We start from the raw sequence: 25508 nt of genomic DNA, 5'->3' as shown, positions 1-25508 counted from the left end.
ATGACAAAATTTTTGTGCCAAGCGGGCTTATTAATAGCAATGGGCTTTGGTCTAATGAGCTGTCAAAGCCTGCCAAAAAACCCACACCTAGCTGACAGTATCGCCCTAACTCAAAAAGTGCAGCAGCTACATAAACAAAGTCGTCAAGGTCGCTTTAAGTCAGATCGGTCTGGTTATTACCCGCTTTCTACTGGGGCTAATGCCTTTGCTGCCCGCAGTATTTTATCGGATATGTCCACACGCAGTATCGATATACAGTACTATATCTGGCATAATGATGAAGCAGGACAGCTGATGATGAAAGACTTGTGGGAAGCTGCCGAACGCGGGGTCAAGGTGCGTTTTTTACTAGATGACTTAAATGGCTCAGAAGGTCTAGATCAAGTGTTGCTGTATTTTTCTAGTCACCCAAATATCACCGTTCGCCTAGCCAACCCTTTTGTATATCGTAAAAACCGAACCATTAATTACATCGCCAATCCTTTGCGCACAAACGTGCGTATGCACAACAAGAGCATGACCTTTGATGATAGTATCAGCATCATCGGTGGACGCAACATTGGCAACGAATATCTAAATAACGATAAATACAACACCTTTGCAGATCTTGATGTCATGCTCACAGGATCTGTTGTGCATGAGATTACTGACAGCTTTGAGACCTATTGGGCATCAAGCCTAAGTTATGACATTGAGACACTAGTCAAGCCAACTACGGATGATTTTTTATCGGTGCTAAAAGAAGATACCCTAATGGAGATTCAAAACAGCCATAAACTCAGTATTGACGATAAAGCACTAAGAACCTATCGTAAAGCAGTAGAAGAATCCACCATCGGCACCGATTTGCGTGATGAAAAACTGCCCTTTCGCTGGGCAAATATCCGATTTTTTGCAGATGACGCTGGTAAGCTTGACAAAAGTATCACCCAAGATGGGTTGCTTGTAACCAAGTTGCGTAAAGCCATCGGTACACCGAATCGCCAGCTAAGTATGATTTCATCTTATTTTGTACCTACCCAACAAGGCGTGGCAACCCTACAAAAACTTGCTAATAGCGGCGTAAAAATCAACATTCTCACCAACTCATTTCATGCTACCGATGTCGGTGTTGTGCATTCTGGCTATGCTCACTGGCGTCAAGACTTACTATCATCAGACATTAGCCTGTACGAACTTAAATCCACTGCCAGTACTGCAAGCCAACAGACTAATAAATTGTGGCGAACCGCTCATCATTCCAATACAAGCCTACACGCTAAAATATTTGCCATAGACGATAACAAGGTCTTTATCGGCTCATACAACATCGACCCTCGTTCTGCCAATATTAATACCGAGCTTGGCGTGGTTATTGATGATGAATCACTAGCGACGCAGTTACACCAAGGACTAGATAGTCAAGATATGCTTCATATCGCCTATAAACTAAGCCTTAACCCTAACGGTAAAATCATCTGGCAGACCATAGAAGATGGCAAAATCGTTACCTACGATACAGAACCAAATACCACCAAAAAAGACCGTGCCATCACATATACATTAAGCTTATTACCGATTGATTGGTTGTTATAAACATTTTTATGTCAAATGGGTAAGCTGACAAATAAAAAACACCCAACATTTTGGGCGTTTTTTTTATTGTGTGGTTTAAAGTTTTATGGTTTAAAACTTTATGATTTAAGGCGTTACTGAAAATCCTGCTTCTTCCACCGCATTAATCAGCTCAATCTTATCAAGCTGAGTATCATCATAGTCAATCACCGCAGTTTTTAGTGGGAGATTGACATCAACATTTTTTACGCCTGCCAATTCATTAATTGCGTTATACACAGAAGAAACACAGCCATCACAGGTCATTCCTTCAACTCTTAAGGTTAATGTATCAATCATCATTTACTCCATAGATTAAATTAATTAAAATTCTCACTCAAAACTTGTCCGTCCATCGCCTTTAGCATTACAGACGCTTTTTGCTTAGCAAATATGCCATTACAGACGACACCAACAATATTATTAAGCTTTTCTTCAAGTTCCGCTGGATTGCTGATGTCTAAATCATAGGTATCAAGGATTAGATTACCGTAATCTGTCACAAAACCTGATCTATATACAGGGCTACCACCAAGCTTAACAAGCTCACGAGCAACATAAGAACGAGCTTGTGGCAGTACTTCAACAGCAACAGGGAATACGCCAAGCTTGGTTACGGTTTTTGAGTCATCAACCATGCAGATAAAACGCTTAGACGCAGCAGCGACTATCTTCTCACGTGTCAAGGCACCGCCCCCACCTTTAATCATGTTGCCAAGCCCATCAATCTCATCAGCTCCGTCAATATATAAATCAAGCTCACCAACACAATTTAAATCAAAAATCTCAATACCTAATGCACGCAGCTTATCTTCTGTAACACAAGATGAAGCAACCGCTCCTTTTAGGCGAACTTGCCCTAAAAGTTCAATCAAGCAATTCACGGTACTGCCTGTACCTACACCTAAAATCATATCATCTTTTATGTATGTCAAGGCAGCTTTGGCGGCAGCTTGTTTTTGGGCAAGTTTTGGATCTGTCATGAGAATCTCTGTAATGATAAAGCATTATTATAGCCAATTTTCGTCCTTTTGGCAAAATTGATCGCTTATGGCAAATTTTAGACAAAAAAATGACTTCATCAGCACATCTTCGGCACACTGTGTATCTACTACCGTTGCTACCTTCCGGTCCTGGCGGGGTTCATAGTACACGGTTGCGAAGCTACCGATGAAGCCAAGTGCCTATTATACGAAAGATTTTATCATTTTACAAGTAAAAAATTAATTTTATTGAGAAGGTATAAACCTATTTATCTGCTTAGCATATTCAGGTGCCACAACCATAGCATCTAATACAGAACACGCTGCCAAGTCAAAATATGTAGGAGTGTTACCATCTAGTATCGCCACCATGCTAGAGATAATAGGCATATGGCAAACGATTGCCACCGTTTTATCATCTGCTTTTCCATCAAAATACTGCAAAATCGCTTCATCAATCGCTTGCACACCTGCCATCGGATTATCATCAGGTGTAATGCCATCTATTTGCAAGCGTTGGGGGCTGCCTACCTTATCAGCAATGATATCAGCAGTCTGTATTGCTCGAGTATAAGGGCTTGAGATAATTAGATCAATCTGATAGTGAACACTAAGCCAATCGGCAGTGCTGGATGCTTGCTTGCGACCAAATGCGGTCAGCTCTCGCACAGCATCGGTGTCTTTTATGGGGTGTGCTTGCCCATGTCGTATAAAAATCAATTTCATTTTACAACTCGCTTGCATCATCTTGTGGTCTTTTGGTGTTATCAGCACTCGCTTTTAATACTTCGCTAAACTCCTGACTCAGCTTAACATTGCTCTCATCATGGGGCATGACAAACTCTACATCGCTTCTAAAGCCTGTCTCCATTAAGTTTAACGCCACACCTAGTGCCGATTTATTCTCATATAAAATAGCGTGCAATGCATGGGTGATTGGCATATATATACCAAGCTGCTGTGCTCTTTCATGCACCTGCTGAATGGTATTTACCCCTTCAGCGGTTTGACCTAACTTTTTAATGGCGGTTTCAAGCTTAACACCCTTACCTAGCATTTTACCAATACGGTAATTACGACTAAGCACCGAATTACACGTGGCATACAAATCGCCCACACCAGACAGACCTAAGAAAGTTATCGGATTTGCCCCTACTGCTACGCCAAATCGACTCATCTCTGCCAAGGCTCGAGTCAGTAACATGGCTTTGGTATTATCGCCCACTTCATAGGCAGCTGCCATACCCATGGCAATCGCATAAATGTTCTTCAATGCTCCGCCAAGCTCCACACCTCTGACATCGTCGGATGCAAACACCCGAAAAAATGCACCGTGCAATGCCTCTTGGACAGCATTTCTTAGCAGTGGTGATGATGAAGCAATAACCGTGGCTGATGGCATATTACTCATGATTTCTACCGCTAAGTTTGGTCCACTCATCACCCCAAAATTCACCTGCGGCAGCTCTTCGGTGATGATATCACTCATTAGATCAAATGTGCCTTTCTCCATGCCTTTAGTCAAAGAAACAACCGCCTGATGCGTAATAAATGGGCGGATTTTTCCAAGCATCTCACGAAATGCCGAACTTGGCACTGCCATGAAAATAATATCCTTACCCCTAACAGCACTTTGTAAATCATGGCTAAATTTTAGACGCTCGTCTAGCTTATGCTCTGGTAGATATTTTTTGTTGATGTGCGTTTTTTGCATGGATTTTACACTGCGTTTATCACGCACCCAAAGCGTTGCATCGCAGCCATTTTTAGCGGCTAAATTTGCCATCGCTGTGCCAAAACTACCCCCACCAATAAACGTCACTCTTAAGGGTGGTGTGTCACTTTCTTCTTGAATTGCTTGTTGTTTTTTGGCTTGGCGGTGTGTAAAGCCTTTAAGCTGCTCTAAGATACCTCTCTCACCTGCGATGGCAAGCATCGTATCTTTGCCTTGTAAGGCAACTTCGGCAAGTTTTTTGACGTTTTGCTTTGGTAATTTCATCATCATTCCTTGCTATATTATTTTATCGTCACAATGTCATGCAAATCAGATATCTCACGATCTGGCATAATTACATCGCTTGAACCGACATAGATAAAGCCACAGACGATATTATCATCATCCACTCCAAAATAGTGCTTCACAGCAGACTCATTACATAAATCACCCGTCCGCCAGATACTCTGATAGCCCATACTGGTGAATGCCAAAAGTAAGTTTTGAATTGACGCACCGATCGCTAATATTTGTTCAAATTTAGGCACTTTATCGTGTGTGCGATAACAGCTTGTTACAGCGATAATCATCGGAGCACGGTTTGGCATATTGATAAATTTTTGGCGAGCAGCTTTAGTTAAGCCCTCCCCAAGTCGCTTTGCTCTTTGCTCGCCTGCTTGCAATAACACTCGTCCAAATTCTTCAAGCTTAACATCTGTCAAAACTGTAAAATGATAAGGCTGTAGCTGCTTATGATCAGGAGCGACAGTTGCACAGCCAATTGCAGTAAAAAGCTCTTCATTATTTGGCATTGGCGAATAAAGCTTACCAATACTGCGGCGTTTTTGTATTGTTTCAATGATTGAATTTACCATGAATTTTCCGTATGATCAGTCCAGTCGATGCTCTTGGCTTAAATAATCTTCTGATTGCATCTCAAGCAAGCGTGACCGAGTACGCTCAATCTCAAATGCCAATTTCTCGCCTTGATACAGCTCTAAAATTGACTGTTCTGCACGCACCAACAGCTTTACTCTGCGGTCATAAAACTCATCCACAAGATAGATGAATCGGCGAGTTGGATCTGCCAAAACATCTGTTAAAGCAGGAACATTATCAACCATCACAGTGCTATAATTATTGGCAATCTCAATAAAGTCACTTGCTGAACGCGGCTGTAAACATAAAGCACGAAAATCTGCCAACAGCGTGGTCTCGGTACGTTTAATCACATCAATCTTGCGTCCAGCAACTGTGATGGGCGTTGTCATAACCTTCTGACCGCCTGCAAGGGCATCAAATCGCTCAGACAGCCAATCTTTAGTTTCTTTAACCAAAGGAGAACTATAAAGCTTAGCTTGCTTTAGCAATCTTAGGCGATAGTCTGTGCCAGCATCAATGTTCATCACAGTGGTGTGCTTTTGAACTTGGGCGATGGCAGGCAAGAAACGATCACGGTGAATGCCGTTTTTATACAGACCTTCTGGAGCGATGTTTGACGTTGCAACCAATGTAATACCACGCTCAAACAGCATGGTAAATAGATCTCCTAAAATCATCGCATCAGACACATTAGACACGAAAAACTCATCAAAGCAAATCACCACCGCCCTATCGTGGATAATGTCCGCTACTTTATTTAGCGGGTCAGATTGCCCTTGTAGCTTTACCAGCTCTGCTTGCACAAACTGCATGAAATGATGAAAATGCATTCTCATCTTACGCTCAATAGGCAAGCTGTCATAAAACATATCCATCAGCCACGTTTTGCCACGACCCACCCCACCCCACATATACAGACCCTTTGGAGCAGTAGGCTTAGACTTAAATAACTTAGCAAAAAATCCTTGGTTTTGTTCGCTATTATTTGCAACGATCGTATGATACAGCTCATCTAAATATGCCACTGCCGTAGCCTGTACATCATCTTGACTAAAGTTACCTGTCGCAAGGGCTTCATTATATCGTTGTAATGGGCTTTTATTGGTCATGAGTATCCTTATTTTATAATACTATGCTCTGCTAAAGCGTGTTTTAGCTCAACTAACTTACCGTGAAAAAAATGCCCAACTTCTGGCATGACTGTCGTGTCAATATCTTTTGATGTCGCAAAATCTTTCATAACATCAGGGCTTACAAGCTTGTCTTGGTCACCATAAATCATAAAAGCATTTGGTGTTGCAACATTCAATGAGCTTGCGTCATTTCTTTCCACCGATGGTGCGATTAACGCCAAGCTCTGCAAGTTAATCTCATTAAAGTCAAATTCTCCTTGACCGCCATTAAGCAATAAATCCGCCATACGACAAGCCACAAATCCACCAAAAGAAAAACCGCCAAGCCAAAGATTCCGTGCCTTAGTCTGACCCATCAACCAATGCAATACAGTCTGCGTATCTACAAACTCACCATCGCCATAGTCAGATACGCCTGTGGATCGCCCCACACCTCGATAATTAAACCGTGCCACATCCATACCTGCATCACGACAAAAACGAAATAGCGTACTGACAACCTTATTATTCATCGTGCCGCCTGCTGGATTTTGGTGGCAAATTACTGCCAAAAAATCTTGTGAAGTCCGCTCGCCTGCTTGACGAATCACTTCCACCTCAAGCTTGCCCATTGGGGCGTCAATAAATACAATCTCGTTATTATACTTCATCGGTTTATCCTAGGTAAATGGGGTATTATAGCACAGTTTTAGGCAGTCCAAATCCTGCTTTTATCGGTTTATAGCATACTAACTATCTTAGTGCCAATAAAAAACATCAATTAATCATATGCTTATCCTACTGTATCATCAAACTAAATTATTTAAAATCGCCACTCTTTTAGCATTAACACTTTAAACCAAAGTAGATACAGTAAAATTTCACATATCAAAAAAGTTATTATAACATACCAGCTATTTTACCAAATATCAGACAACTTAAGCTTTCAGCCTGTTTATGTGGTGGTGAACGGAGATGGAAAATGAATTAACCAGTGATTTTTCTGAGCCATCTGTGTGGTTAACTATCAAAGTTAATAGCAAACCTTAGAGCCTAGCGGTGATAACTTACTGATTGTGTTAGATAATATCGGTGATGATTTACCTGAGTTTTTAGTTACGCTAATTAGCACGTTTAGCGAAATGATGCATGAATACAGTGAGCAGGTGCAATCTGTGAAAAAAGCCATCGAGCACTGCAAATGGCAAAAAACAAAGTCAGAATTAAGCCCAAAGCGGATTGAGATTTACCAAAGGTTAAATTTGCCACTGCCTGATGAAGTGGTGGCAAATCCACTGCTTGATGATGTTATGCGTGTGTTTGTATTAGTAAGCCGTGCTAGGCGTTATCATCATGACGTGGCATTACCTTTGTTGGTTAAGGATATTAGCGATGTGCTAACAGTAAATCCTATCGCTATGGCAAGGTGGCTGATTGATGATGTGGTTTTTGAGTTAGATGAGTTTGTAAGGGGGTAATATGTCAGATAAACGCATGAGCATTACTATTGATGTGAAAAATGCAGATGAACTAACAAGATTACAAAAAGCATTAAAAGACGTTGATAAAACGACACATCAAGCAAAGAACTTTCTAAGCCACCTATGCGGTGGTGAACATTGTTGCTCATAACACCACCTTAAATCATCTTTTCTAAGCCACCTATGCGGTGGTGAACAACGCTTTACGCAGTCTGCTAAATACATTGAATTTCTAAGCCACCTATACGGTGGTGAACAGTGTGCCAAACGGTATTGTTAAACAAATCATTTTCTAAGCCACCTATACGGTGGTGAACCAGTTAGTGTAAAAAGTTGAGTGTTTACTGAATTTCTAAGCCACCTATACGGTGGTGAACAACCCATCTGCTAGAAATCTTGTTGATTCAATTTTCTAAGCCACCTATACGGTGGTAAACTGTTTGATTTGACGTTCACGCTCTAATTTTAATTTCTAAGCCACCTATACGGTGGTAAACCAGTCAAAAAAAGTCATAGAAACGCACATGATTTTCTAAGCCACCTATACGGTGGTAAACATATTGTCCTGACCCTGCCATGTTCGCCAAGTTTTCTAAGCCACCTATACGGTGGTAAACCTGTTTCATCTGCTCAGGTGTTGGTGCAGTATTTTCTAAGCCACCTATACGGTGGTAAACAAATGAACATTGACAAAATTAAACGCACGTTGGTTTCTAAGCCACCTATACGGTGGTAAACTAACACTCAGTCAGACAGCGTCAAAAAAGCATTTTCTAAGCCACCTATACGGTGGTAAACTAACACTCAGTCAGACAGCGTCAAAAAAGCATTTTCTAAGCCACCTATACGGTGGTAAACGCGAGCCAATGACTGATGAAGATATAAAATCATTTCTAAGCCACCTATACGGTGGTAAACTGTTTTGTTGTTGATAGTACAGCATTATTATATTTCTAAGCCACCTATACGGTGGTGAACGCGACGCGGCGGGCGAAAAACAGCAAAAAAGCGTTTCTAAGCCACCTATACGGTGGTGAACTTGGTGAACTTTGCCATAATGGTTTCCTCTTTTTTCTAAGCCACCTATACGGTGGTGAACAAAATCAATAAGATGCCGCATTTGGCATGGGCTTTCTAAGCCACCTATACGGTGGTGAACCTAAAGCAAAACTTTCAAAAGCATATAGTACCTTTCTAAGCCACCTATACGGTGGTAAACTCTACAAACCCTTGATTTCACTGACTTTATTTTTTCTAAGCCACCTATACGGTGGTAAACTGCACTTAATGTATTCAGAACGCACAAGGGACTTTCTAAGCCACCTATACGGTGGTAAACGTTATCGCTCAACCGTGCTTAATCGTGCAGTATTTCTAAGCCACCTATACGGTGGTAAACGGGTAAAATTGCTACATACCGCCATTCATGCATTTCTAAGCCACCTATACGGTGGTAAACTGGGGGGTTTCTACTTGTATTTATACATTAGTTTCTAAGCCACCTATACGGTGGTGAACCTCGTCCTGCTTTCTGCGTTCTAGGGCAATTGTTTCTAAGCCACCTATACGGTGGTGAACAAATGGGTTTAATGTTTAGCTTGTGTTTAATTTTTCTAAGCCACCTATACGGTGGTGAACTGACAGGGGCAATAAGGCGGTACGCTATGAACTTTCTAAGCCACCTATACGGTGGTGAACTCTTACAAACAATTGAAACCGCACTCACCACATTTCTAAGCCACCTATACGGTGGTGAACAAAAAGCAAATGATTTTAGAACATTTGCTATCTTTCTAAGCCACCTATACGGTGGTGAACATTTTTTTTATCACACCACTTCCGAGTGTCAATTTCTAAGCCACCTATACGGTGGTGAACTTCCGCCAAGTGAAGGGCTTACGCTTTTTGGTTTTCTAAGCCACCTATACGGTGGTGAACGATAGCCTAAAAATCCCCCCCCCTGCGTAAGTTTCTAAGCCACCTATACGGTGGTGAACAGCAGGGTCAGAAAATTCATTGGTTAAATTTGGTTTCTAAGCCACCTATACGGTGGTGAACGCGAAGCCCAAAATACTACCTTGACACTTGGGTTTCTAAGCCACCTATACGGTGGTGAACGGTGTATGGCGTTGCGTATGGGCGTGGTGTATTTTCTAAGCCACCTATACGGTGGTGAACATACGTTGAACGTATGAGTCATGCCCCAAATATTTCTAAGCCACCTATACGGTGGTGAACAATCCCTGCTTGTTTGGCAAGTTTGCTAATCTTTTCTAAGCCACCTATACGGTGGTGAACAAGCTCGTTTATGGGGCAATTTTTTGGCGGTAATTTCTAAGCCACCTATACGGTGGTGAACTATCTAAAACGCCACCAGAGAGCAAATCAGACGTTTCTAAGCCACCTATACGGTGGTGAACCTGCCATGTCCGTCATTGCCCTGTGTGTCAATTTTCTAAGCCACCTATACGGTGGTGAACTAGAACTTTAACACAAACAAGCCACATATAGCAAGGCTTAGCAAGTAAAAACCTATTTTTACCCTAAAAAATCAGCCCTGCTATAACTCATTGAATTTTATACAAGTTTTTATTGAATAAAAAATAAGGGTTATTCACCCCTATTTTAGGTTACAAGTTTGGCATTACTCTTTTACCAATGCGGTACAGTTACGCTGCCCGATAGGCTATTTAGTCCATATGTATTAAACTTTCCTGCCACAGGCGAATCCACCGCTTCTTGCCAAATAGACAGTTGATAAGGCTGTTGGGTGGTTTCACTATTTAGGGTGATAAACGGATAATACTTTATCGGTTGCTTGTGTTCACGGCAATGGGCGTGCGATTCTTCCAAACTTATGCCTTTAAACTTGGCAAATTTCGCCACTTGTTTGTCAAAATTTTTGTAGCGATGGCGTTTTACCACCACATAGCCTTTTGCTTGGCTGCCAACTTCTCGGATTGGCTTGATATGAACATAGTCGGTCAATCGCTCCAACCTATAATTCACATCAAGCTTTATTAGTTCATCTTCGGTATTGGCAAAAATGCGTAACTTTGTGCCAAGCGTGGCAAAGGTTTTGCCGTCTTTTTCCTCAAAACGATAGTTAGGAAAACTGATCCCAATACCATCTATGCCATGCTTATTTTTGACATCGGCAAGGGCGATATGTAGCTGATGATACACCTTACTCCATAGGAAGTAAGGCGAGATTTCAGCATCAGGTATCAGTGTGATTTCTTGATAGAAATTCATCACTTACTCCTTACCACTTTCGCCAAACACACCGCCACGAATCAACACGCCCATGACATAATGCTGTTGATTGATATCTGGGACTTCACCTTTTAGCACCCAATTATCAAACAAACTATAAAAGTCTTGTTTTTGTTTAGGTTGGCGGAACGCTACTCCCAAAGTCGTTACTGCTCCATACGGCTCAACAGCAATCGGAAACTTAGCATCTGGATACCAATCATCAATCGTGCGGATGGCATTGCTGACTTTTTGCGAGTGCATTCCTGCATGGTTTTTACTAACATCGCCAACACGGTACAGCACCTTGCTTTTTTTGTTCCCTGTATCAAGGATAAGCTCTTGTGATGGATACACTTCTTGACCATAGCCGATTTTGGCATAAGCGACAACCGATAAAATCACAAATTTTTCGCCTGTCAAACCGCTTTCAATCCATTTAGCTAATTGGGCTAAATCTTTATCATCGTGGTTAAAGGTATTTAACGCAAAATCTTTGGCGTTAAACATCAACGCATCATCGTTAAAACTCACCATCACAGTGATGGTTTCTGCCCCCACACGATTTCGCCACAGCCAACGAGCATTGACAATATTGGTCGCATAGCGTTTGGCAAGTTCGCCCACGCCTTGATTTTGTTGGTAATCTTGCACCACCGCCATCAAGGCTTGTTGGTAATCTTGGTCATTACACACATTCGGCTTACCTGTAAATGGCAACACCTTGCAAGTAAATTTTGCTACCAATGTGTCATTGCTTTCATCAAGACTACTGGCATCAACTTTTTGCAAATTGGCTTTTTGTGTTTCGGGATCCAATTTGACAAGGTTATTGGCAATCGCATTTTTTAGGCGGTTGCTAATCGTACCACGCACCGATTTTTCTTGAACGGTGACAATGGATGTTTTGCTTTCTTTATCTTGACTGTCTTTTTGCCAAAAAAATGCGTCCGAAATATCAAGTACACGCTCAAAAGCAAGGACTGATGCGGTTTTTAAGTCATTTTTTGCCATGTTAATTCTCCTATGAAATGGCGTTAAATTACGATTTTGTTAAAGGTTTGGTTAAAACTGATTATAGTTAATCCGATTTATGACTAACCAAATATAAATCTTGTGTTTCATCATAGCGTTGATACCAAAGGGCGGTTGCAAGTTTTTCTATTGAATAAGGAAATACCCATTTACCCAAACTATAAATGGCTTCCACATATTGGCTTGGGTATTCGCTATTGCGAGCATTTTGCATTTGACCTGCATCAAATTTTGGCGAAATGCCTTGATAACCCACAGGGATTGGCACAAGCCACCCACGTCCTTTTTTGACGCTTTCTACCGACCAGCTTGAGCCGTGTTCATCGTTTGGCACATGGTGCAACGTAGCGGTTTCTAATAAAGCGTCCAAAGCGGTGGCATTAGGATTTTTGGCTTGTAATTGTTGGGTAATCGCTTGCAGGCTGTCGTGAGCGTCGGTCAAAACAAAGGCAGGCAATAGTTTTGGCACGAATTTAGAAATATCTTCTTGTTCTAGAAAACTCACAGGCTCAAATTTATCTAGACCCATGACACTACCGCCAGCGATACGTTGTTGTTGAATTAAATCTTTAACCTTATTATTTAATAATTCAACTTGTTCATCTTCCAAGTAATCGTCAGCATAGATGCCAATAACCAATGACACCGTCAAATGACACCGCCCTTCTTCAATGATAGACGCAGTTTTGCCATCTTTTTTGAGCGGATTGCGAGTTTGGATAAAGGTAAAATCTTTATAACTGCTTTCACGGTAGGTCTGCACTTGACATTCGTGGCAAGCGATTAACACACCGTCCAAACGCACATCGTCCAAGCCGTCAATTTGGCTCACTTTTCGGCTCAACGCATGAACCGCTCCTGTAAAGCCCGTTATCGCAGGAAAACCGTAAGTCAATGGGCTAGAAATGGCATTGGCGTTGATAATCTTGATTTTTTTAATCAATACATAACCGATACAGCTTAGATTTGAATAAATAAAACTCATGCCAAACCTCCTTTACCCAATCTAAGGGCTTTTTTGATTTCATCTTCCATTTCACGTCGCCATTCAAGGTGCTCTGGGTCGGCAAAGTCATGGGCAATCGCTTTAAATTCACGTCTAAAAATTGCTTGCAACCAATTGGCAAAATCGACTTCAATCGCTGCCCGCCAATCTTTAGTTTCTCTTGCCAATTTAAATTCTTCCTCTCCGTCCAATTCGGCACGTTTTGGGTCAAGCCAATATTTTTGGTTCATAGATAAATTGTGGTAATCTTTTGACCAACCTGCAGAACGTACCGTTTGCAAGGTTTCGCCCATGCTAATTACTTGATAGGCAATGTCTGACAAAATTGCTTTGCGAGCATCACGAATATTGACGTTGTTGTAGTTGGTTTTGATAAGATTAAATAAGGATTGGAGTGCGTCTTTTGCTTTGTATTCCAACGCTTTAGTGGCAAAGATACTGGCTTCATTCGGCGATAGGCGAATGCCTTGCGATTGGCGGAAAATCGGTGGCATAGACGGTAATAAATAATTGCGTCCGCCTTGCTTGCTCATCAGTTGGCTGACATTTTGTGGTTTTGTACCGCCAAGTTGAACGGTTGCCATGTCTTTCATAGTCAAATACGGCTGTTGTTTGGCTGTTTTTTTGGTGCGATTATCACGAGCCAATTTATTCTCATCAGAATACCGTTTTTGATTCACCATTTGAAAAAATTCATGGGCGAGAACAGCAGGATATAATGGGACAAGAGTCACATAACCATTACCATCATCAGCACTATCAGTATCTTGTGTCAATGCCCATAAAATTTGTTTATTGCTTTCGTGGGTTTTAGGTTGCTTGATTTGATTATTTAAGCAATCCAAAAAAGTTTGCTGAAATTGCTTGGATAAGTCCAAATCATCGGCAAAACAGGCTTGCACCGCAGATGAATTTTGCAAAATCGCTTCACGCATTTTCACGCCTGTATCGGCAATTTCCCATTCAAAAAATGACACCAACGGCAAATCAATCGCACCCCGTGGGCTATTAGCATCTAAAAACCGACTTTCAATCGTTTTTGTGTTAACAAAATCATGCCCAACTGCTTGATTAAAATTGACATTATCACCACGAGAACTAGAATGCACCCCCTTAGAAACGTGTGTGCCAACTTGGACATGCTCCGCCATTTTTTTGGCTTCAATGAGCCAAGCTGATTTTTGATATTTATCTTTAAACGGTTGCAAAATGGCATTAATTTCAGCAATTTTTGCCACATCATTCTCTTCAATGGCTTTGGCAAGTTGCTTTTGCTCTTTCTCTGTCTTTTTGTCATATTGAGCCGTCAAAAACGCTTGAACTGCATCTTTGATTTGTCGCTCAGTGATGCTTGTTATCATAAACTTTTTATCCTTCATTGATGACTTAATCATATTAAACCACAGTTGCCTTTTTTAATCAACCGTTATTTGATTATAAAAGTAATATTTTTGAAAATTGTATTGTTATGGTATAAAATGCAGTTGCACCGCACAGGTGGCTTAGAAAGTTATATGATTTTAAAATGTGTTTACCACCGCATAGGTGGCTTATCAATCCTTTTTCCAACAGCCAAAGCGTTCATCAAAGTAATAACCACTTTGATGTTCGGCTAAGGCGACATTGGAAAAGCGAATCACTACCGAATTTGAGCTTAATTCCACGAATTTTTGCTCCAATTCTGCCAACACATCATCCAATCGGCTATCAAGCCACACATCCACCAATGGGCTATTGGTCGGCACTTCATACGGCTCAATCACGCTATTTAGCGTATTTGCATGGTATAAAGTGTACTCTTTCACACTTTCGCTATGATACACCTTAAACGTATCATCGCTAGGTTTGACGATGTATTCAATGTTGGCTCGTCCTGCCCGAAATGGCGTTAATGCACTTAGATGTACATGGCTACGATTGGAAGTTTGGCTGTCTTGGAAATAAGCATTGACCACATTAAATTGCGAATTATTCATCAAATCTGCCATCACTTGATGTTCTAAATCTACCAAGCTTGTTTTGGGATTGAGCATTGTTGGTTTTTGAATACGGCTCATGGCATCAATTTTTTGCAAAGTAGTAGGTTCAATCAATTCCGCCATATCATGGGTATCAAGTAGGTATTGTTTGCTCTCAAAACCAGGTTTGTTGAATACCGCAGATTGACTGTTTTGTTGCACTCGGCTTGTTAATGCTCTAATATTATATTGCCAAATGCCAATATTTGGCGTACTTGCCACCAACTCACTTCGGTGTCGCCATACACGCCCTGCAAGCTGAATAATAGACCGCATCGAACTTGGCTCAACCATTGCCCAGTCATAATCATGATCACGCCCCACTTCCGCCACAGGGGTAGCAAGCACAATAAATACATGATTGGTTTTGGTGGGGTTTTTGGCGATAAATTGGGCAATATCTTGACGCTTAACAAATTCGTCTGCATTGAATTGATGGCGATTTAGCACACCATCAAGACGATTTTCTAAACGATTTCGTAAAGCCAAAACCTGTTGTGAGTGATAACAACACAGGTAAAAATGCGTGTCATTTTGACTTGTCGCATTTTGGTTAAGACTTTCATCTAATGTTTGTAATTGGTGCATGGCTTGGGCAATTTTCATCAATGGTTGAATATTTGCCATACGAATCAAGCCAACACTCACATTCTTATTATTCGCCGTCACATGATGATTATCATGAAATTTTTTGGCACGGCTTAATAACTGCTTGGCGATTTCTTGATAAAATTGGGCTTGTTTTTCGCCATGATAAGTGGCATTGATTGGCAAAATTTCTGCCATACGTCTTATCGGTTGTTTTTGCAAAAATTGACCACGTTTTTGGATAAAAGTTTGATGAGTTTGGTTAAAATCATCAAGCGTTTGACAGTTTTTGCTTATCGCATTATTTTCATCAAACCACGCACAGCTTATGTGCGGACTGCCATAACCAAATTGTTCATTATAAATTTTTCGCCCTGCCACATAGGCTTGAAACAGCCCATACAGCATATCAGGTGGCAAAGTCGCAGACGACAACAGCACACGAGAGCCGAACAGCCCTGCCAAATGCACAAGTCTTGATAACGCTGGCATATCGTTTTGGTCAAAATCATCTGGCTCATCTAATATCAAATCACCACTAAACAACCGCAGCATCGGAGCGATATATCCGCCCCCACGTTTGCACTCGCAAGCTTGCATCAGATGGTCAATGGTACAAGTGACAATCGGCGAAGCGAGTAACTGCCAAGCGGATTTATCTTCAATGACTGTATCCAACTGCAAATCGTCCAAAACACCGTCAAAGTTATCGCTATCAACGTATTCATCAATCAAACAATCAGCCGATTCATTGCCAAATCTAGACAACGTATTGTCATCATCGATTTGCGTATTATCATCGGTTTGATTTTGATTGTATTCAAACAATTGCTTTTGAGCCAAACCACCGACCAAAATCGCCAATTGGCTGTCGTTTAGCTTCAAATTTTTGCGAAAACTCTTCCCTGTTTGCAATGTCAAAACCCTTAACCCCAAGGCAATTGTTAGCCTTGCTCCTTTTTTGGGATTGGACAAAGCATACATAATTCGAGCATTGCCAATGGTTTTGCCACAGCCTGTTGAAGCCATATTAACCCCAAAAAAGCCATGTGTTTCGCTGTGTTCGCTCAAAGATAACGCCAATTTAAAGGCTTTGTTTTGCCAAGCAAACAAAGATTCATTCGTATTTCTTATCAAATGTTCGTGATTAACCAGTCTGGGTAATTTTTCGTGTAAAATTGGTAATTTACGGCAAAATTCTGCGGTGAAACGTGCCACGCCAAGCAAGTGTTCATCTAATGGCTGATTAATTTTTCCTGTTTTACGGTCGGTATTGGCAACCAATTTTTCTACCCAGTCTTTACTGCCTTGTACTCGGCGTTTTTTATCGTCTAGATTGTCTTTTAAGCTAGAATAATTATGGTCGGCAACCATGACACTCATGCGAGAAAGCATGAGTAAAAAAAGGATTGGCAATCGCCTGATTTTGCTCGCCAAATTGAGTCAATACGATGTCTTGTTCTGCCTTTTTGGCATAGCGTTTGACTTGCTTTTGCCAATCTGGGCTATTTAATACCAAATTTTCAAAACTAAAAAACTGCTGTTTTTGTTTATCCGTCATTTCTTCAATCGATTTTGGATTTTTGACCCAATAATCAAATGGCTTAATATACTTTTTATAATAACTATCTATTTTGCGTTTAAAATGCAAATGATTAAGTTGTAGATATTCTTCTGTTTTTTTTACTATTAAAAAAATATCCTGCCAGATAAGGTAAGCGGTGATGCGTGACAATGAGCCATGCTATCCATTGGGTAACGCTTGGCAATTTGTCAAATTCTGACTTTTCGATATTGCCTTGAATATCCGCCAAAGTCGGCTGATGTGTCGCCAAAAATACATCAATATTTTGCAGTCTATGAAAAACATCTTTATCCGTTTGGCAGTCTTTGATGAGCCAAACCAATAGTTTTAACGAAATCCATTCATGGCGGTAGGGGTCGCCCAATTTGCTAGAGTGAAGCAATTTTTGTTGAAAACCTACAGTGGATTTGCCGATATCGTGCAACAATGCTGATAAGGTACTAACAATCATCATGGCGTTGAGATTTTGCCAGTTATTTTCCCATTCACTGTTTAAAATATTACGTTTAGTGCGATTAACCGCCACCACCCCCTGTTCATTAAATCGCCTGCGATTACCTACCACCCATAGCAATTGACTTCGCTTACGAGTGCGGACACGATGACAGCTCACCGCTGTGGATTTGGTCGCAGATTGACGTAATAATTTTTTGACGGTATTTAAACCATCTTCAGTAATTGCCGTTTGCCACACATGATCGCCAATCCGATTGGCAAAAGCATCCAAAATCCGCCGAGTGCGGTTTAATGCCTTTTTTTCACATTGCAAGATAAATGTAACTAGCATTTTAACCCCCTGTTAACTCCACTCTTTATTCAACGCCATCGCTTTTACCGTATCAAACATCACATCCAACGCCTGATAAGTCGTAAAATAATTCAAACATTCTTGGCGAAATTCTGATTCGGTGGCATTTTCGGACGCACAAATAAACGCAAGCGGCAACACAATCGTATCTTTGACAATATCGGCAATATCAAATACCAACGCCCCACGCCGAGTTTTGCCGTGCATGACTGCAAACCCATGCGGAATGCCAAGCACCCAAGCGGTGGTCGCCCCCAAGCCATACGCCAAATAATTACCGTGATTCAAAAAAGCATTTGCCTTATCAATACCATCATGTTCACGGCTAAAACCAGCATTATTGGTATTCACTGATGCAATGCGGTATAATTCTTTGGTCATTCGCCCTTCTAGGGTCAATAAATCATTCACGCCATTTTGCCTAAGCACTTGGGTTTGGTAGTTGCTTAATAAGCTTGTCATTGGCTCAGTTTTGCTATCAAAGCCCCACTGTCGCAAGTCTTTATCACGCCCCCACACGTCTTTCATAAATGCAAGCCGTGCGGTTTGAAGCTGTTTTGCCATCAGCAAACGTTTGTCATCGTCCCACCACCAAGACAGCCACCCTTGCACATATTGAGTTGGGCGATATTCGCTTTGTGGGGTCAGCCACTCAATTTGCACTCCCATCAACAGCGGCGTACCACCACCCCCACAAAAACCCACAAGCACGCCTGCTTGCGACAGCATTCGCATGGCAGCTTGGGTGATGGACGTGCCTGTACCCAATAAAATACTCGTGGTGTTGGCTATGGGAATGTTGTAGTACAGATTTTCCTTTTCAGATTCAGTAAGATACAGCACACGCCCACCTTTTTGCATAACTCGGCAATATTCTAAATAGTAAATATTAGCACGCTTAGAATGCAAAATGGTTTTTAAATCAGATGAGTTAAAGTAGTTTGCTTGATACGCAGTCATTTATTATCCTATTAAAAAAGCACAGCCAAAGCTGTGCATTCTCACTATTCATTATTATCCAATGGGATTTTCTTATCAACAAGCCAAACCAACCATAAAATCGGCAAACCGATGGCAAAGGTGATGGCAAAAAACACAGGGTAACTTGTCGCTTCGACAATCGACCCACTATAACCGCCTAGAACTTTAGGCAGTAACGTCATTAAGGATGAAAAGAGTGCGTACTGCACCGCTGTAAAACGAATGGATGTCAAAGCAGATAAAAAGGCGATAAAGACCGCACTGGCAAGACCGCCAGCCAAATTATCTGCGATCACCGCCCCATACATCATCAGTAAGCTTGGCATATTAGCAAGCACAATAAACAGCAGATTAGTCACGCACGCAAGCAATGCCCCAATCATCATCGATCGCATAACGCCTGATCGCTGGGCAAGCCAGCCACCAATAAACCCACCGCCGATGCTTGCAACCACGCCGACAAGCTTAACCGCATTGGCAATATCCGTCTTACTAAAGCCTAAATCCTGATAAAACAGGTTTGAGATATTGCCTGCTACAATGTCAGAAATGCGATACAGACCGATTAACGCCAGTAGTAGTAACGCTTTTTTACCATATCTTTCAAAAAAGTCCGCTACAGGAGTCAGCCAAGTTACTTTAGCAACTTCTGAGCGGACCACACCCATTTTTACAAGTATTGTTCCTAAGCCTGCCATCACCAAGATGCTGCCAATAAACTGCACACAGCCCAACAAAAAACTCACAGCCACATCTTCAACACTCGGCAAAACGCTACCAATCATACGATAACTAACAATAAAACCAATGACAGACAATGCAAAAACGGCTACCAGTCGCACATAATCGGCTTTGCTAAATCGGTATTGCTTTTGCTCTAAAGCTATTGGTAAAACTTGATGAAACTTAGCTTGATTTATCATTAAAAATCCAATTAAGATGGGTAAAATTGCCAATAATGCACCAAAATAATAAATCAAAGCCGTGGCAATAACGCTCGGTAATGCAATCTCGCCACCCGCTAAAGATGTTGCAATTTTCAACACCAAAAATGGTATGCCAACCACTAAGGCAGGCACACAAAGTAGTCCGATATAGATGCCCACAATCCTTTCATTAAGCGTCTGCTTTTTGCCTTCAAAGACAGCATAAGGCTCTCGTATGGTCAGTGTCGTCAAGATAGCAAGCCCCATAACAAGCCCCATAATCAGATAAGTTTTTTGCCATGCTAGATAATTATAAACTTCACTGCTTGAGCCAAAAAAGTCCGCCAAATATAACGCCCCTGCCCCAGAGACGATCATACCGATACGATAGCCTGCCACATAGCTTGCTGATAAAGCGGTCTGCATTTCGCTAGGAGCCGATTCGATTCGATAAGCATCAATGACAATATCTTGGGTGGCTGCCGAAAATCCAAGCAATACTGCCCCTGCTGCCATCACGCTTAGATTTATCCCCGTTGGGTCGGTCATCGCCATCAGCACAATCGCCAAAATGATAAAAATCTGCGTGATTAATAGCCATGATCGCCGATGTCCAAGCCAGCTTGACAGCATGGGCAATCGCAACATATCCACAAGTGGTGACCAAATAAACTTAAATGAATACCCAAGAGCCGCCCAGCTAAACATTGTAACCGTACTCTTATCTACGCCAGCTTCTCTTAGCCAAAGCCCAAGGCTGCTAAAAATTAGTAATATCGGCACGCCTGCACTAAAGCCTAAAAATAAGAGCGATAACGCTTCACGGTTTAAATAAGCTACCTTAAAGGCAGTCAAGCCCGTAGGCTTAGCTTGGCTAGAGATAAAGTTTTTCATCTGATTTCACACAATGATTAAAATATGCACATATTAGACGATACTTAAATTTGTTGCAATTTATTTGCTTGATTTATGATGATATTTTTTGGATAATGTAAATTTTACCACCTAGGCATTTTATGGCAATTGATGTTGTTATTAACCAAAGACATTTACAAATTCAGTTAAAGCAGCTTGAAACCGTCTGGCATACGGTCGTAAACAGCTATAATCTTAGCCAAGCTGCCGACCTGCTTCACACGAGTCAATCTAGCCTATCCAAGCAGATTGCCGCCCTTGAAAGTCAACTAAAAGCTGATGTATTCACCCGCCAAGGCAAGCGTTTGACAGGCTTAACACCGATTGGCAAGCAGCTTTTGCCGCACATTGAAGCGATTTTTGCTGAGATTCGCACCATTGAGAATCTTAGCCTTGATTTTAATAACGCCGAAGAAGGCACGCTCATCGTCGCAACAACACACACCCAAGCTCGCTATGTTCTACCAAAAATCGTCAAGCAGTTTCGTGATAAGTTCCCTAAGGTGAATCTTGTTCTACAACAAGCTGATCCTGAGACCATCGCCCACATGGTAATCCGTGGACAAGCAGATGTTGGTATTGCCACCGAAAGCCTACTTAATAACAGCGTGCTTCGTTGCCATCGTTATTATGACTGGTCGCACGTTGTTGTCGTGCCAAAAAATCATGAGCTTGCCAAGTTTGCAGGCGTGACAGATGGTGTGGACCTACCAAACTTGGCAAGCTACCCTATCATTACCTATCACGGTGGCTTTACTGGACGTGGAGCAATTGATAAGACTTTTGCAAAAGCAGGGTTATCGCCTGACATCGTGCTGTCAGCACTTGACGCTGATGTCATCAGCACCTATGTATCTACTGGGCTTGGTGTGGGTATCATCGCTGAGATGGCGTATGAACCTTCGCACTATCCTGATTTGGTCGCTATTCCAGTGTTGCACTTTGGTCGCTTCACCAGCTGGATTGCTGTGCGTGATGATAGTGAGATTCGCCAGTTTGGTCAAGAGTTTATCAAACTGTGTCAAAACCAATTTCGCTAAGATAATCTTTGATGTGTTGATAGTTTTCACCCAACAAAAAAAGTCAATATCAAAATATTGACTTTTTTTAGGCTTAAGATTATTCGTCATTCGTCATTTGCTGACTTGATGCGCTTAACGTCTGTCTTGACAGTTTTAGCTTCGCCATCAACAACCGTTGAATTACCAAACTTACCACCACCAAATGGATTGCCGCCAAATGGATTGGCTTGACCAAATGGATTACCGCCGAACGGATTGCCACTCATACCACCCATGCCATTACCGCCCATTTGCTTTGCCATCATCGCCATCATCTTATCTTGGTTTTTTAAAGCGTAATTCTTAGCAGCAGCAGTCAGTTTACGCTGAACAAATGGCAACATAATCAGCACCGCACCCAAATCTGTCAATAGACCCGGCAATAAAAACAGTAAGCCTGCAATGCCTGATGCCACTGATTTAGCGATGGTAGATTCTGGTGGCTGATTAGCAGGGTTAGGGATAACGCCATTTTTCATTTGCTGTGCCATTGGGTTTAAGGTACCAGCCGCTTTTTTAATGAGCGAAATACCAATCACCGCTGCGATGATAAACCAAAAAAACACCCACCATCCACTAATAAACTGAGCTACTAAATACCACAATAGCATCTCAATGATAAACCACACTAAAGCAATGCCAACAACTGCACCCATATTTTTTCCTTTTTAATAAATCAACCGTGCTATAATTTGGGCGTAATCACCCATTTTCAATCGGTTTTCATAATTATTGAAATGAATAAACCCCATTATAACAAACTTCAGGCAGTTACCCAACCATTATGACGCTCATTATTGGCATTGACCCCGGTTCTCGCATGACAGGCTATGGCATCATCAGCACACACGCCGACAAACTCACTTTTATCGATGCAGGCACAATCCGTACCGACAGTAGCGATATGCCGACACGCATCGCCCAGATTTTTGGCGGCGTATCTCGTATCGTCGCCCATCACCAAAAGTACACACAAACTACAATGTATGCTGCTGTGGAACAAGTCTTTATGGCAAGCAATCCAGACTCTGCCCTAAAGCTTGGTCAAGCTCGTGGTGCTGCCATCGCTGCACTGACTGCACTTAATCTTACTGTATCTGAATATACTGCTCGCCAAATCAAACAAGCCGTCTGTGGCTATGGTGCAGCCGATAAAGAGCAAGTTTCGGCTATGGTGTGCCGCATTTTATCCCTATCGGTCGTACCCCAAGCCGATGCCGCTGATGGCTTGGCATGTGCCATTTGTCATGCTCATTCTAGCCACTCGATGTCAAAACTACTAGGCAATACTATTTTTAGTAGTCGCACGACTTCCAAGAAAAAGGGGCGATGGCGTCTAAGTGAAGAAGATGCCAGCTGGCTAAAAAATAAATAAAAATGCCATACCAATAAACGACACTCATTGACGAAGCTAACCTTCTAATATCTAAAGTTTGAACACTTTTGGTAAAAATAACAACTAAATATTTTTGGCAATAACTATTTTTGATTCATCTTATGCCATGAGTAGATTTGTTATGTAGATTTTTTTATCTAAGAATAAGCACGACAAACACGCTGATGGTTGGAATGAAAATTTCATTTAAAATGCAAACAAACAATAGCCTACTTGCTATTGCAGAATGTTTATTTTATGGCTATACTACACGCTTGTTGAATGATTAATTTAGCATCCCCCTCCCCATAAAACATTAAGGAAGTGTTTATGAAAACGCCTTTTTTTAAGCTGACTACATTAGCCACTATTGTCGCTGGTGCTGTCGGACTAACTGCCTGCGGTGGCGGTGATAAGACCACAACTGACAGCGGTAGTGCCAATGGTTCTAAAACCTTAGTTTACTGCTCAGAAGGTAGTCCTGGTGGCTTTGATCATGCCCAGTTCACCGATGGCACATCATTTGATGCATCTGCACATACCTTATTTAACGGTCTTGTTGAGTTTAAAATCGGCACTACTGAGCTTGAGCCTTCTTTGGCAGAAAAATGGGATATCTCAGAAGATGGGCTAACCTATACTTTTCATTTACGCCCTGGCGTGAAGTTCCACACCACCGACTACTTCACGCCAAGCCGTGATTTTAATGCCGATGATGTGGTATTCACCCTAAAACGCCTAACTGATAAAGATTTACCATTTAATAAGGCTTATCCTGCAGAATTCCCATACGCTAGTGATATGGCACTGCCTGAGCTGATTAAGTCGGTAGAAAAGGTGGATGATCACACCGTTAAAGTCGTGCTAAATGACGTGAATGCGACTTTCTTATCCAACCTTGCCATGCCGTTCGCTTATATTCATTCAGCAGAATACGCAGACAAGCTAGCAGCTGACGGTAAAGCTGCCAATCTAAACACTGAGCCTGTCGGTACAGGTCCTTTTATTTTAAAATCTTACCAAAAAGACCAACAAATCCGCTATGTCAAGCACCCAGATTACTGGAATAAAGACATCGTTCATTTAGATAACTTGATTTTCGCCATAACCAAAGACTCAGGTGTACGTGCCCAAAAAATGGAAGCAGGCGAATGTAGCGTCTCTCGTTACAATAAAGTGGCTGAGATTGAAGCAGCTAAAAAGTCTGGTAAAATTAATGTCGAATCTCGTGAAGGCTATAATACAGGTTACATGGCTCTTAACGTAGAAAAACCAAAACTTGCTGATGCTCGTGTTCGTCAAGCCCTAGATTTAGCGATTGATAAAGATGCCATCATTCAAGCAGTTTATGCAGGTGCAGGTACTCGTGCAGCAGGTCTACTACCACCTAGCCAATGGGGTGTGGATACCGAACTTAAGCCGTCTGAGTTTAACACCGAAAAAGCCAAAGCCCTACTTGCCGAAGCAGGAGCAACAGATCTAGAAATAGATTTGTGGTACATGCCTGTACAACGACCATACAACCCAAATGCCAAGCTTATGGCTGAGATGATTCAAGCAGATTGGGCAAAAGCAGGTATTAAAGCAAAATTGGTAACTTATGAGTGGGGCGAGTACCTACAACGTGCCAAAAGCGGTGAGCCTGATGCTGTTCTAATCGGCTGGACAGGTGATAATGGTGACCCTGATAACTGGCTAGGCAACCTATTAAGCTGTAATGGCGTAGGTGGCAGTAACTACGCTCGTTATTGCAATAAAGCATTTGACAGCCTAGTAGTAGATGCTCGTAGCATCACAGACCAAGATGAACGTAGCAAAAAATACATCGAAGCACAGCGTATCATCGCTAAAGACGTGCCACAAATCTACTTGGCACACTCAGTAACTGATGTACTGCTTGCTAAGAACGTTAAAGGCTTTGTGCTTGAGCCACTTGGTAACACACGTTTTGAAGGTGTTAGCGTGGAATAATAAGATGCTTTGCCGTTTGTCTGTATGGTTTGCAGGCAAACGGTTTTTTGTGTTTTTAGGCAATGGCATGATACAGCGGTCATTTTAAACTTGAATAATAATTAAGACAACTAAACGCCAGCTTGTCGCATAAGTCTATCCATGTTTAACCATTATTTGATTTATCATCAAGCCAAACACACTTACACTGCATCTTAAACCAACCTACCACACCGCCCC

General features: G+C 41.7%; 22 protein-coding genes, 1 other RNA gene and 1 CRISPR repeat array. Of the genes, 5 read left to right on the top strand and 18 right to left on the bottom strand.

Annotation, left to right across the window (positions count from 1 at the left end; all coding sequences use genetic code 11):
* Positions 1-1575: a phospholipase D family protein gene (locus LU293_RS08995; protein ID WP_242747441.1), complete on the top strand. Its 1575-nt coding sequence runs from the start codon at positions 1-3 to the stop codon at positions 1573-1575.
* A gap of 105 nt (positions 1576-1680) precedes the next feature.
* Here LU293_RS08995 and LU293_RS08990 read toward each other — a convergent pair whose 3' ends face one another.
* The 8 genes from LU293_RS08990 to LU293_RS08955 form a co-directional block, all read right to left on the bottom strand.
* A complete protein-coding gene (locus LU293_RS08990; RefSeq protein WP_242747440.1) occupies positions 1681-1893 on the bottom strand; it encodes a heavy-metal-associated domain-containing protein in 213 nt (70 codons plus the stop codon).
* A 20-nt stretch (positions 1894-1913) separates the two neighbouring features.
* Complete coding sequence (gene rpiA / locus LU293_RS08985; protein ID WP_242747439.1) at positions 1914-2576, bottom strand: ribose-5-phosphate isomerase RpiA; 663 nt, start codon at positions 2574-2576, stop codon at positions 1914-1916.
* 93 nt (positions 2577-2669) lie between these two features.
* An RNA gene (gene ffs / locus LU293_RS08980) (signal recognition particle sRNA small type) lies at positions 2670-2766 on the bottom strand.
* A gap of 56 nt (positions 2767-2822) precedes the next feature.
* Positions 2823-3302, bottom strand: coding sequence for a phosphohistidine phosphatase SixA (gene sixA, locus LU293_RS08975; RefSeq protein ID WP_242747438.1), 480 nt, complete (start codon positions 3300-3302; stop codon positions 2823-2825).
* Between the two features lies 1 nt (position 3303).
* On the bottom strand, positions 3304-4575 hold the full coding sequence (locus LU293_RS08970) for an NAD(P)H-dependent glycerol-3-phosphate dehydrogenase (RefSeq protein ID WP_242747437.1): 1272 nt from the start codon (positions 4573-4575) through the stop codon (positions 3304-3306).
* 17 nt (positions 4576-4592) lie between these two features.
* On the bottom strand, positions 4593-5165 hold the full coding sequence (locus tag LU293_RS08965; RefSeq protein ID WP_242747436.1) for a nitroreductase family protein: 573 nt from the start codon (positions 5163-5165) through the stop codon (positions 4593-4595).
* Positions 5166-5180: 15 nt separating this feature from the next.
* Positions 5181-6281, bottom strand: coding sequence for a cell division protein ZapE (gene zapE / locus LU293_RS08960; protein ID WP_242747435.1), 1101 nt, complete (start codon positions 6279-6281; stop codon positions 5181-5183).
* An 8-nt stretch (positions 6282-6289) separates the two neighbouring features.
* Positions 6290-6955: an alpha/beta hydrolase gene (locus LU293_RS08955; RefSeq protein WP_242747434.1), complete on the bottom strand. Its 666-nt coding sequence runs from the start codon at positions 6953-6955 to the stop codon at positions 6290-6292.
* Between the two features lie 405 nt (positions 6956-7360).
* Between LU293_RS08955 and LU293_RS08950 the strand changes: the two genes are divergently transcribed.
* A complete protein-coding gene (locus tag LU293_RS08950) occupies positions 7361-7762 on the top strand; it encodes a hypothetical protein (RefSeq protein WP_242747433.1) in 402 nt (133 codons plus the stop codon).
* A 112-nt stretch (positions 7763-7874) separates the two neighbouring features.
* A CRISPR array of direct repeats spans positions 7875-10245; the repeat unit is 28 nt; unit sequence TTTCTAAGCCACCTATACGGTGGTGAAC.
* Between the two features lie 172 nt (positions 10246-10417).
* Here the strand turns inward: LU293_RS08950 and cas6f are convergent.
* From cas6f to LU293_RS08905, 9 genes are all read right to left on the bottom strand, one after another.
* The gene (gene cas6f / locus LU293_RS08945) at positions 10418-11020 is read right to left on the bottom strand and encodes a type I-F CRISPR-associated endoribonuclease Cas6/Csy4 (protein WP_242747432.1); all 603 of its coding nucleotides are present in this window, start codon (positions 11018-11020) and stop codon (positions 10418-10420) included.
* 3 nt (positions 11021-11023) lie between these two features.
* Positions 11024-12034, bottom strand: a complete 1011-nt coding sequence (gene csy3, locus LU293_RS08940) for a type I-F CRISPR-associated protein Csy3 (RefSeq protein ID WP_242747431.1) — start codon at positions 12032-12034, stop codon at positions 11024-11026.
* A gap of 67 nt (positions 12035-12101) precedes the next feature.
* Positions 12102-13040 (bottom strand): type I-F CRISPR-associated protein Csy2, encoded by a 939-nt coding sequence (gene csy2 / locus LU293_RS08935; RefSeq protein WP_242747430.1) that lies wholly within the window; start codon positions 13038-13040, stop codon positions 12102-12104.
* Positions 13037-14422, bottom strand: coding sequence for a type I-F CRISPR-associated protein Csy1 (gene csy1, locus LU293_RS08930; RefSeq protein ID WP_242747429.1), 1386 nt, complete (start codon positions 14420-14422; stop codon positions 13037-13039). The genes csy2 and csy1 overlap by 4 nt, the downstream gene beginning before the upstream one ends.
* A 192-nt stretch (positions 14423-14614) precedes the next feature.
* Positions 14615-17050 carry a type I-F CRISPR-associated helicase Cas3f gene (gene cas3f, locus LU293_RS08925; RefSeq protein WP_242747428.1) on the bottom strand — a complete coding sequence of 812 codons (2436 nt, stop codon included), beginning with the start codon at positions 17048-17050 and terminating at the stop codon, positions 14615-14617.
* Complete coding sequence (locus LU293_RS08920) at positions 17025-17228, bottom strand: hypothetical protein (RefSeq protein WP_242747427.1); 204 nt, start codon at positions 17226-17228, stop codon at positions 17025-17027. Before LU293_RS08920 ends, cas3f begins: the two co-directional genes overlap by 26 nt.
* Before the next feature lie 94 nt (positions 17229-17322).
* On the bottom strand, positions 17323-18039 hold the full coding sequence (locus LU293_RS08915) for a P-loop NTPase family protein (RefSeq protein WP_242747426.1): 717 nt from the start codon (positions 18037-18039) through the stop codon (positions 17323-17325).
* Positions 18040-18051: 12 nt separating this feature from the next.
* On the bottom strand, positions 18052-19020 hold the full coding sequence (gene cas1f, locus LU293_RS08910) for a type I-F CRISPR-associated endonuclease Cas1f (RefSeq protein WP_242747425.1): 969 nt from the start codon (positions 19018-19020) through the stop codon (positions 18052-18054).
* Positions 19021-19064: 44 nt separating this feature from the next.
* The gene (locus LU293_RS08905) at positions 19065-20861 is read right to left on the bottom strand and encodes an AmpG family muropeptide MFS transporter (RefSeq protein WP_242747424.1); all 1797 of its coding nucleotides are present in this window, start codon (positions 20859-20861) and stop codon (positions 19065-19067) included.
* A gap of 122 nt (positions 20862-20983) precedes the next feature.
* Between LU293_RS08905 and LU293_RS08900 the strand changes: the two genes are divergently transcribed.
* Positions 20984-21922 carry a LysR substrate-binding domain-containing protein gene (locus LU293_RS08900; protein ID WP_242747423.1) on the top strand — a complete coding sequence of 313 codons (939 nt, stop codon included), beginning with the start codon at positions 20984-20986 and terminating at the stop codon, positions 21920-21922.
* Between the two features lie 86 nt (positions 21923-22008).
* Here the strand turns inward: LU293_RS08900 and LU293_RS08895 are convergent, their stop codons facing one another.
* A complete protein-coding gene (locus LU293_RS08895; RefSeq protein ID WP_242747422.1) occupies positions 22009-22599 on the bottom strand; it encodes an FxsA family protein in 591 nt (196 codons plus the stop codon).
* 128 nt (positions 22600-22727) lie between these two features.
* Between LU293_RS08895 and ruvC the strand changes: the two genes are divergently transcribed.
* The gene (gene ruvC, locus LU293_RS08890) at positions 22728-23318 is read left to right on the top strand and encodes a crossover junction endodeoxyribonuclease RuvC (protein ID WP_242747421.1); all 591 of its coding nucleotides are present in this window, start codon (positions 22728-22730) and stop codon (positions 23316-23318) included.
* 330 nt (positions 23319-23648) lie between these two features.
* Positions 23649-25289, top strand: coding sequence for an ABC transporter substrate-binding protein (locus tag LU293_RS08885; RefSeq protein ID WP_242747419.1), 1641 nt, complete (start codon positions 23649-23651; stop codon positions 25287-25289).
* Positions 25290-25508 lie beyond the last annotated feature (219 nt).

Origin of the sequence: Moraxella nasovis (assembly GCF_022701215.1) — a bacterium.
Classification (GTDB): Bacteria; Pseudomonadota; Gammaproteobacteria; order Pseudomonadales; family Moraxellaceae; genus Moraxella; species Moraxella nasovis.
The sequence above is the reverse complement of the archived record's forward strand: the minus strand, read 5'-3'. Positions and strand labels throughout refer to the sequence as shown.

Coding starts and splice junctions, on each gene's coding strand:
- LU293_RS08995 (WP_242747441.1), top strand. CDS start 1: ATGACAAAATTTTTGTGCCAAGCGGGCTTATTAATAGCAATGGGCTTT.
- LU293_RS08990 (WP_242747440.1), bottom strand. CDS start 1,893: ATGATTGATACATTAACCTTAAGAGTTGAAGGAATGACCTGTGATGGC.
- rpiA (WP_242747439.1), bottom strand. CDS start 2,576: ATGACAGATCCAAAACTTGCCCAAAAACAAGCTGCCGCCAAAGCTGCC.
- sixA (WP_242747438.1), bottom strand. CDS start 3,302: ATGAAATTGATTTTTATACGACATGGGCAAGCACACCCCATAAAAGAC.
- LU293_RS08970 (WP_242747437.1), bottom strand. CDS start 4,575: ATGAAATTACCAAAGCAAAACGTCAAAAAACTTGCCGAAGTTGCCTTA.
- LU293_RS08965 (WP_242747436.1), bottom strand. CDS start 5,165: ATGGTAAATTCAATCATTGAAACAATACAAAAACGCCGCAGTATTGGT.
- zapE (WP_242747435.1), bottom strand. CDS start 6,281: ATGACCAATAAAAGCCCATTACAACGATATAATGAAGCCCTTGCGACA.
- LU293_RS08955 (WP_242747434.1), bottom strand. CDS start 6,955: ATGAAGTATAATAACGAGATTGTATTTATTGACGCCCCAATGGGCAAG.
- cas6f (WP_242747432.1), bottom strand. CDS start 11,020: ATGAATTTCTATCAAGAAATCACACTGATACCTGATGCTGAAATCTCG.
- csy3 (WP_242747431.1), bottom strand. CDS start 12,034: ATGGCAAAAAATGACTTAAAAACCGCATCAGTCCTTGCTTTTGAGCGT.
- csy2 (WP_242747430.1), bottom strand. CDS start 13,040: ATGAGTTTTATTTATTCAAATCTAAGCTGTATCGGTTATGTATTGATT.
- csy1 (WP_242747429.1), bottom strand. CDS start 14,422: ATGATAACAAGCATCACTGAGCGACAAATCAAAGATGCAGTTCAAGCG.
- cas3f (WP_242747428.1), bottom strand. CDS start 17,050: ATGAGTGTCATGGTTGCCGACCATAATTATTCTAGCTTAAAAGACAAT.
- LU293_RS08920 (WP_242747427.1), bottom strand. CDS start 17,228: ATGACGGATAAACAAAAACAGCAGTTTTTTAGTTTTGAAAATTTGGTA.
- LU293_RS08915 (WP_242747426.1), bottom strand. CDS start 18,039: ATGCTAGTTACATTTATCTTGCAATGTGAAAAAAAGGCATTAAACCGC.
- cas1f (WP_242747425.1), bottom strand. CDS start 19,020: ATGACTGCGTATCAAGCAAACTACTTTAACTCATCTGATTTAAAAACC.
- LU293_RS08905 (WP_242747424.1), bottom strand. CDS start 20,861: ATGAAAAACTTTATCTCTAGCCAAGCTAAGCCTACGGGCTTGACTGCC.
- LU293_RS08900 (WP_242747423.1), top strand. CDS start 20,984: ATGGCAATTGATGTTGTTATTAACCAAAGACATTTACAAATTCAGTTA.
- LU293_RS08895 (WP_242747422.1), bottom strand. CDS start 22,599: ATGGGTGCAGTTGTTGGCATTGCTTTAGTGTGGTTTATCATTGAGATG.
- ruvC (WP_242747421.1), top strand. CDS start 22,728: ATGACGCTCATTATTGGCATTGACCCCGGTTCTCGCATGACAGGCTAT.
- LU293_RS08885 (WP_242747419.1), top strand. CDS start 23,649: ATGAAAACGCCTTTTTTTAAGCTGACTACATTAGCCACTATTGTCGCT.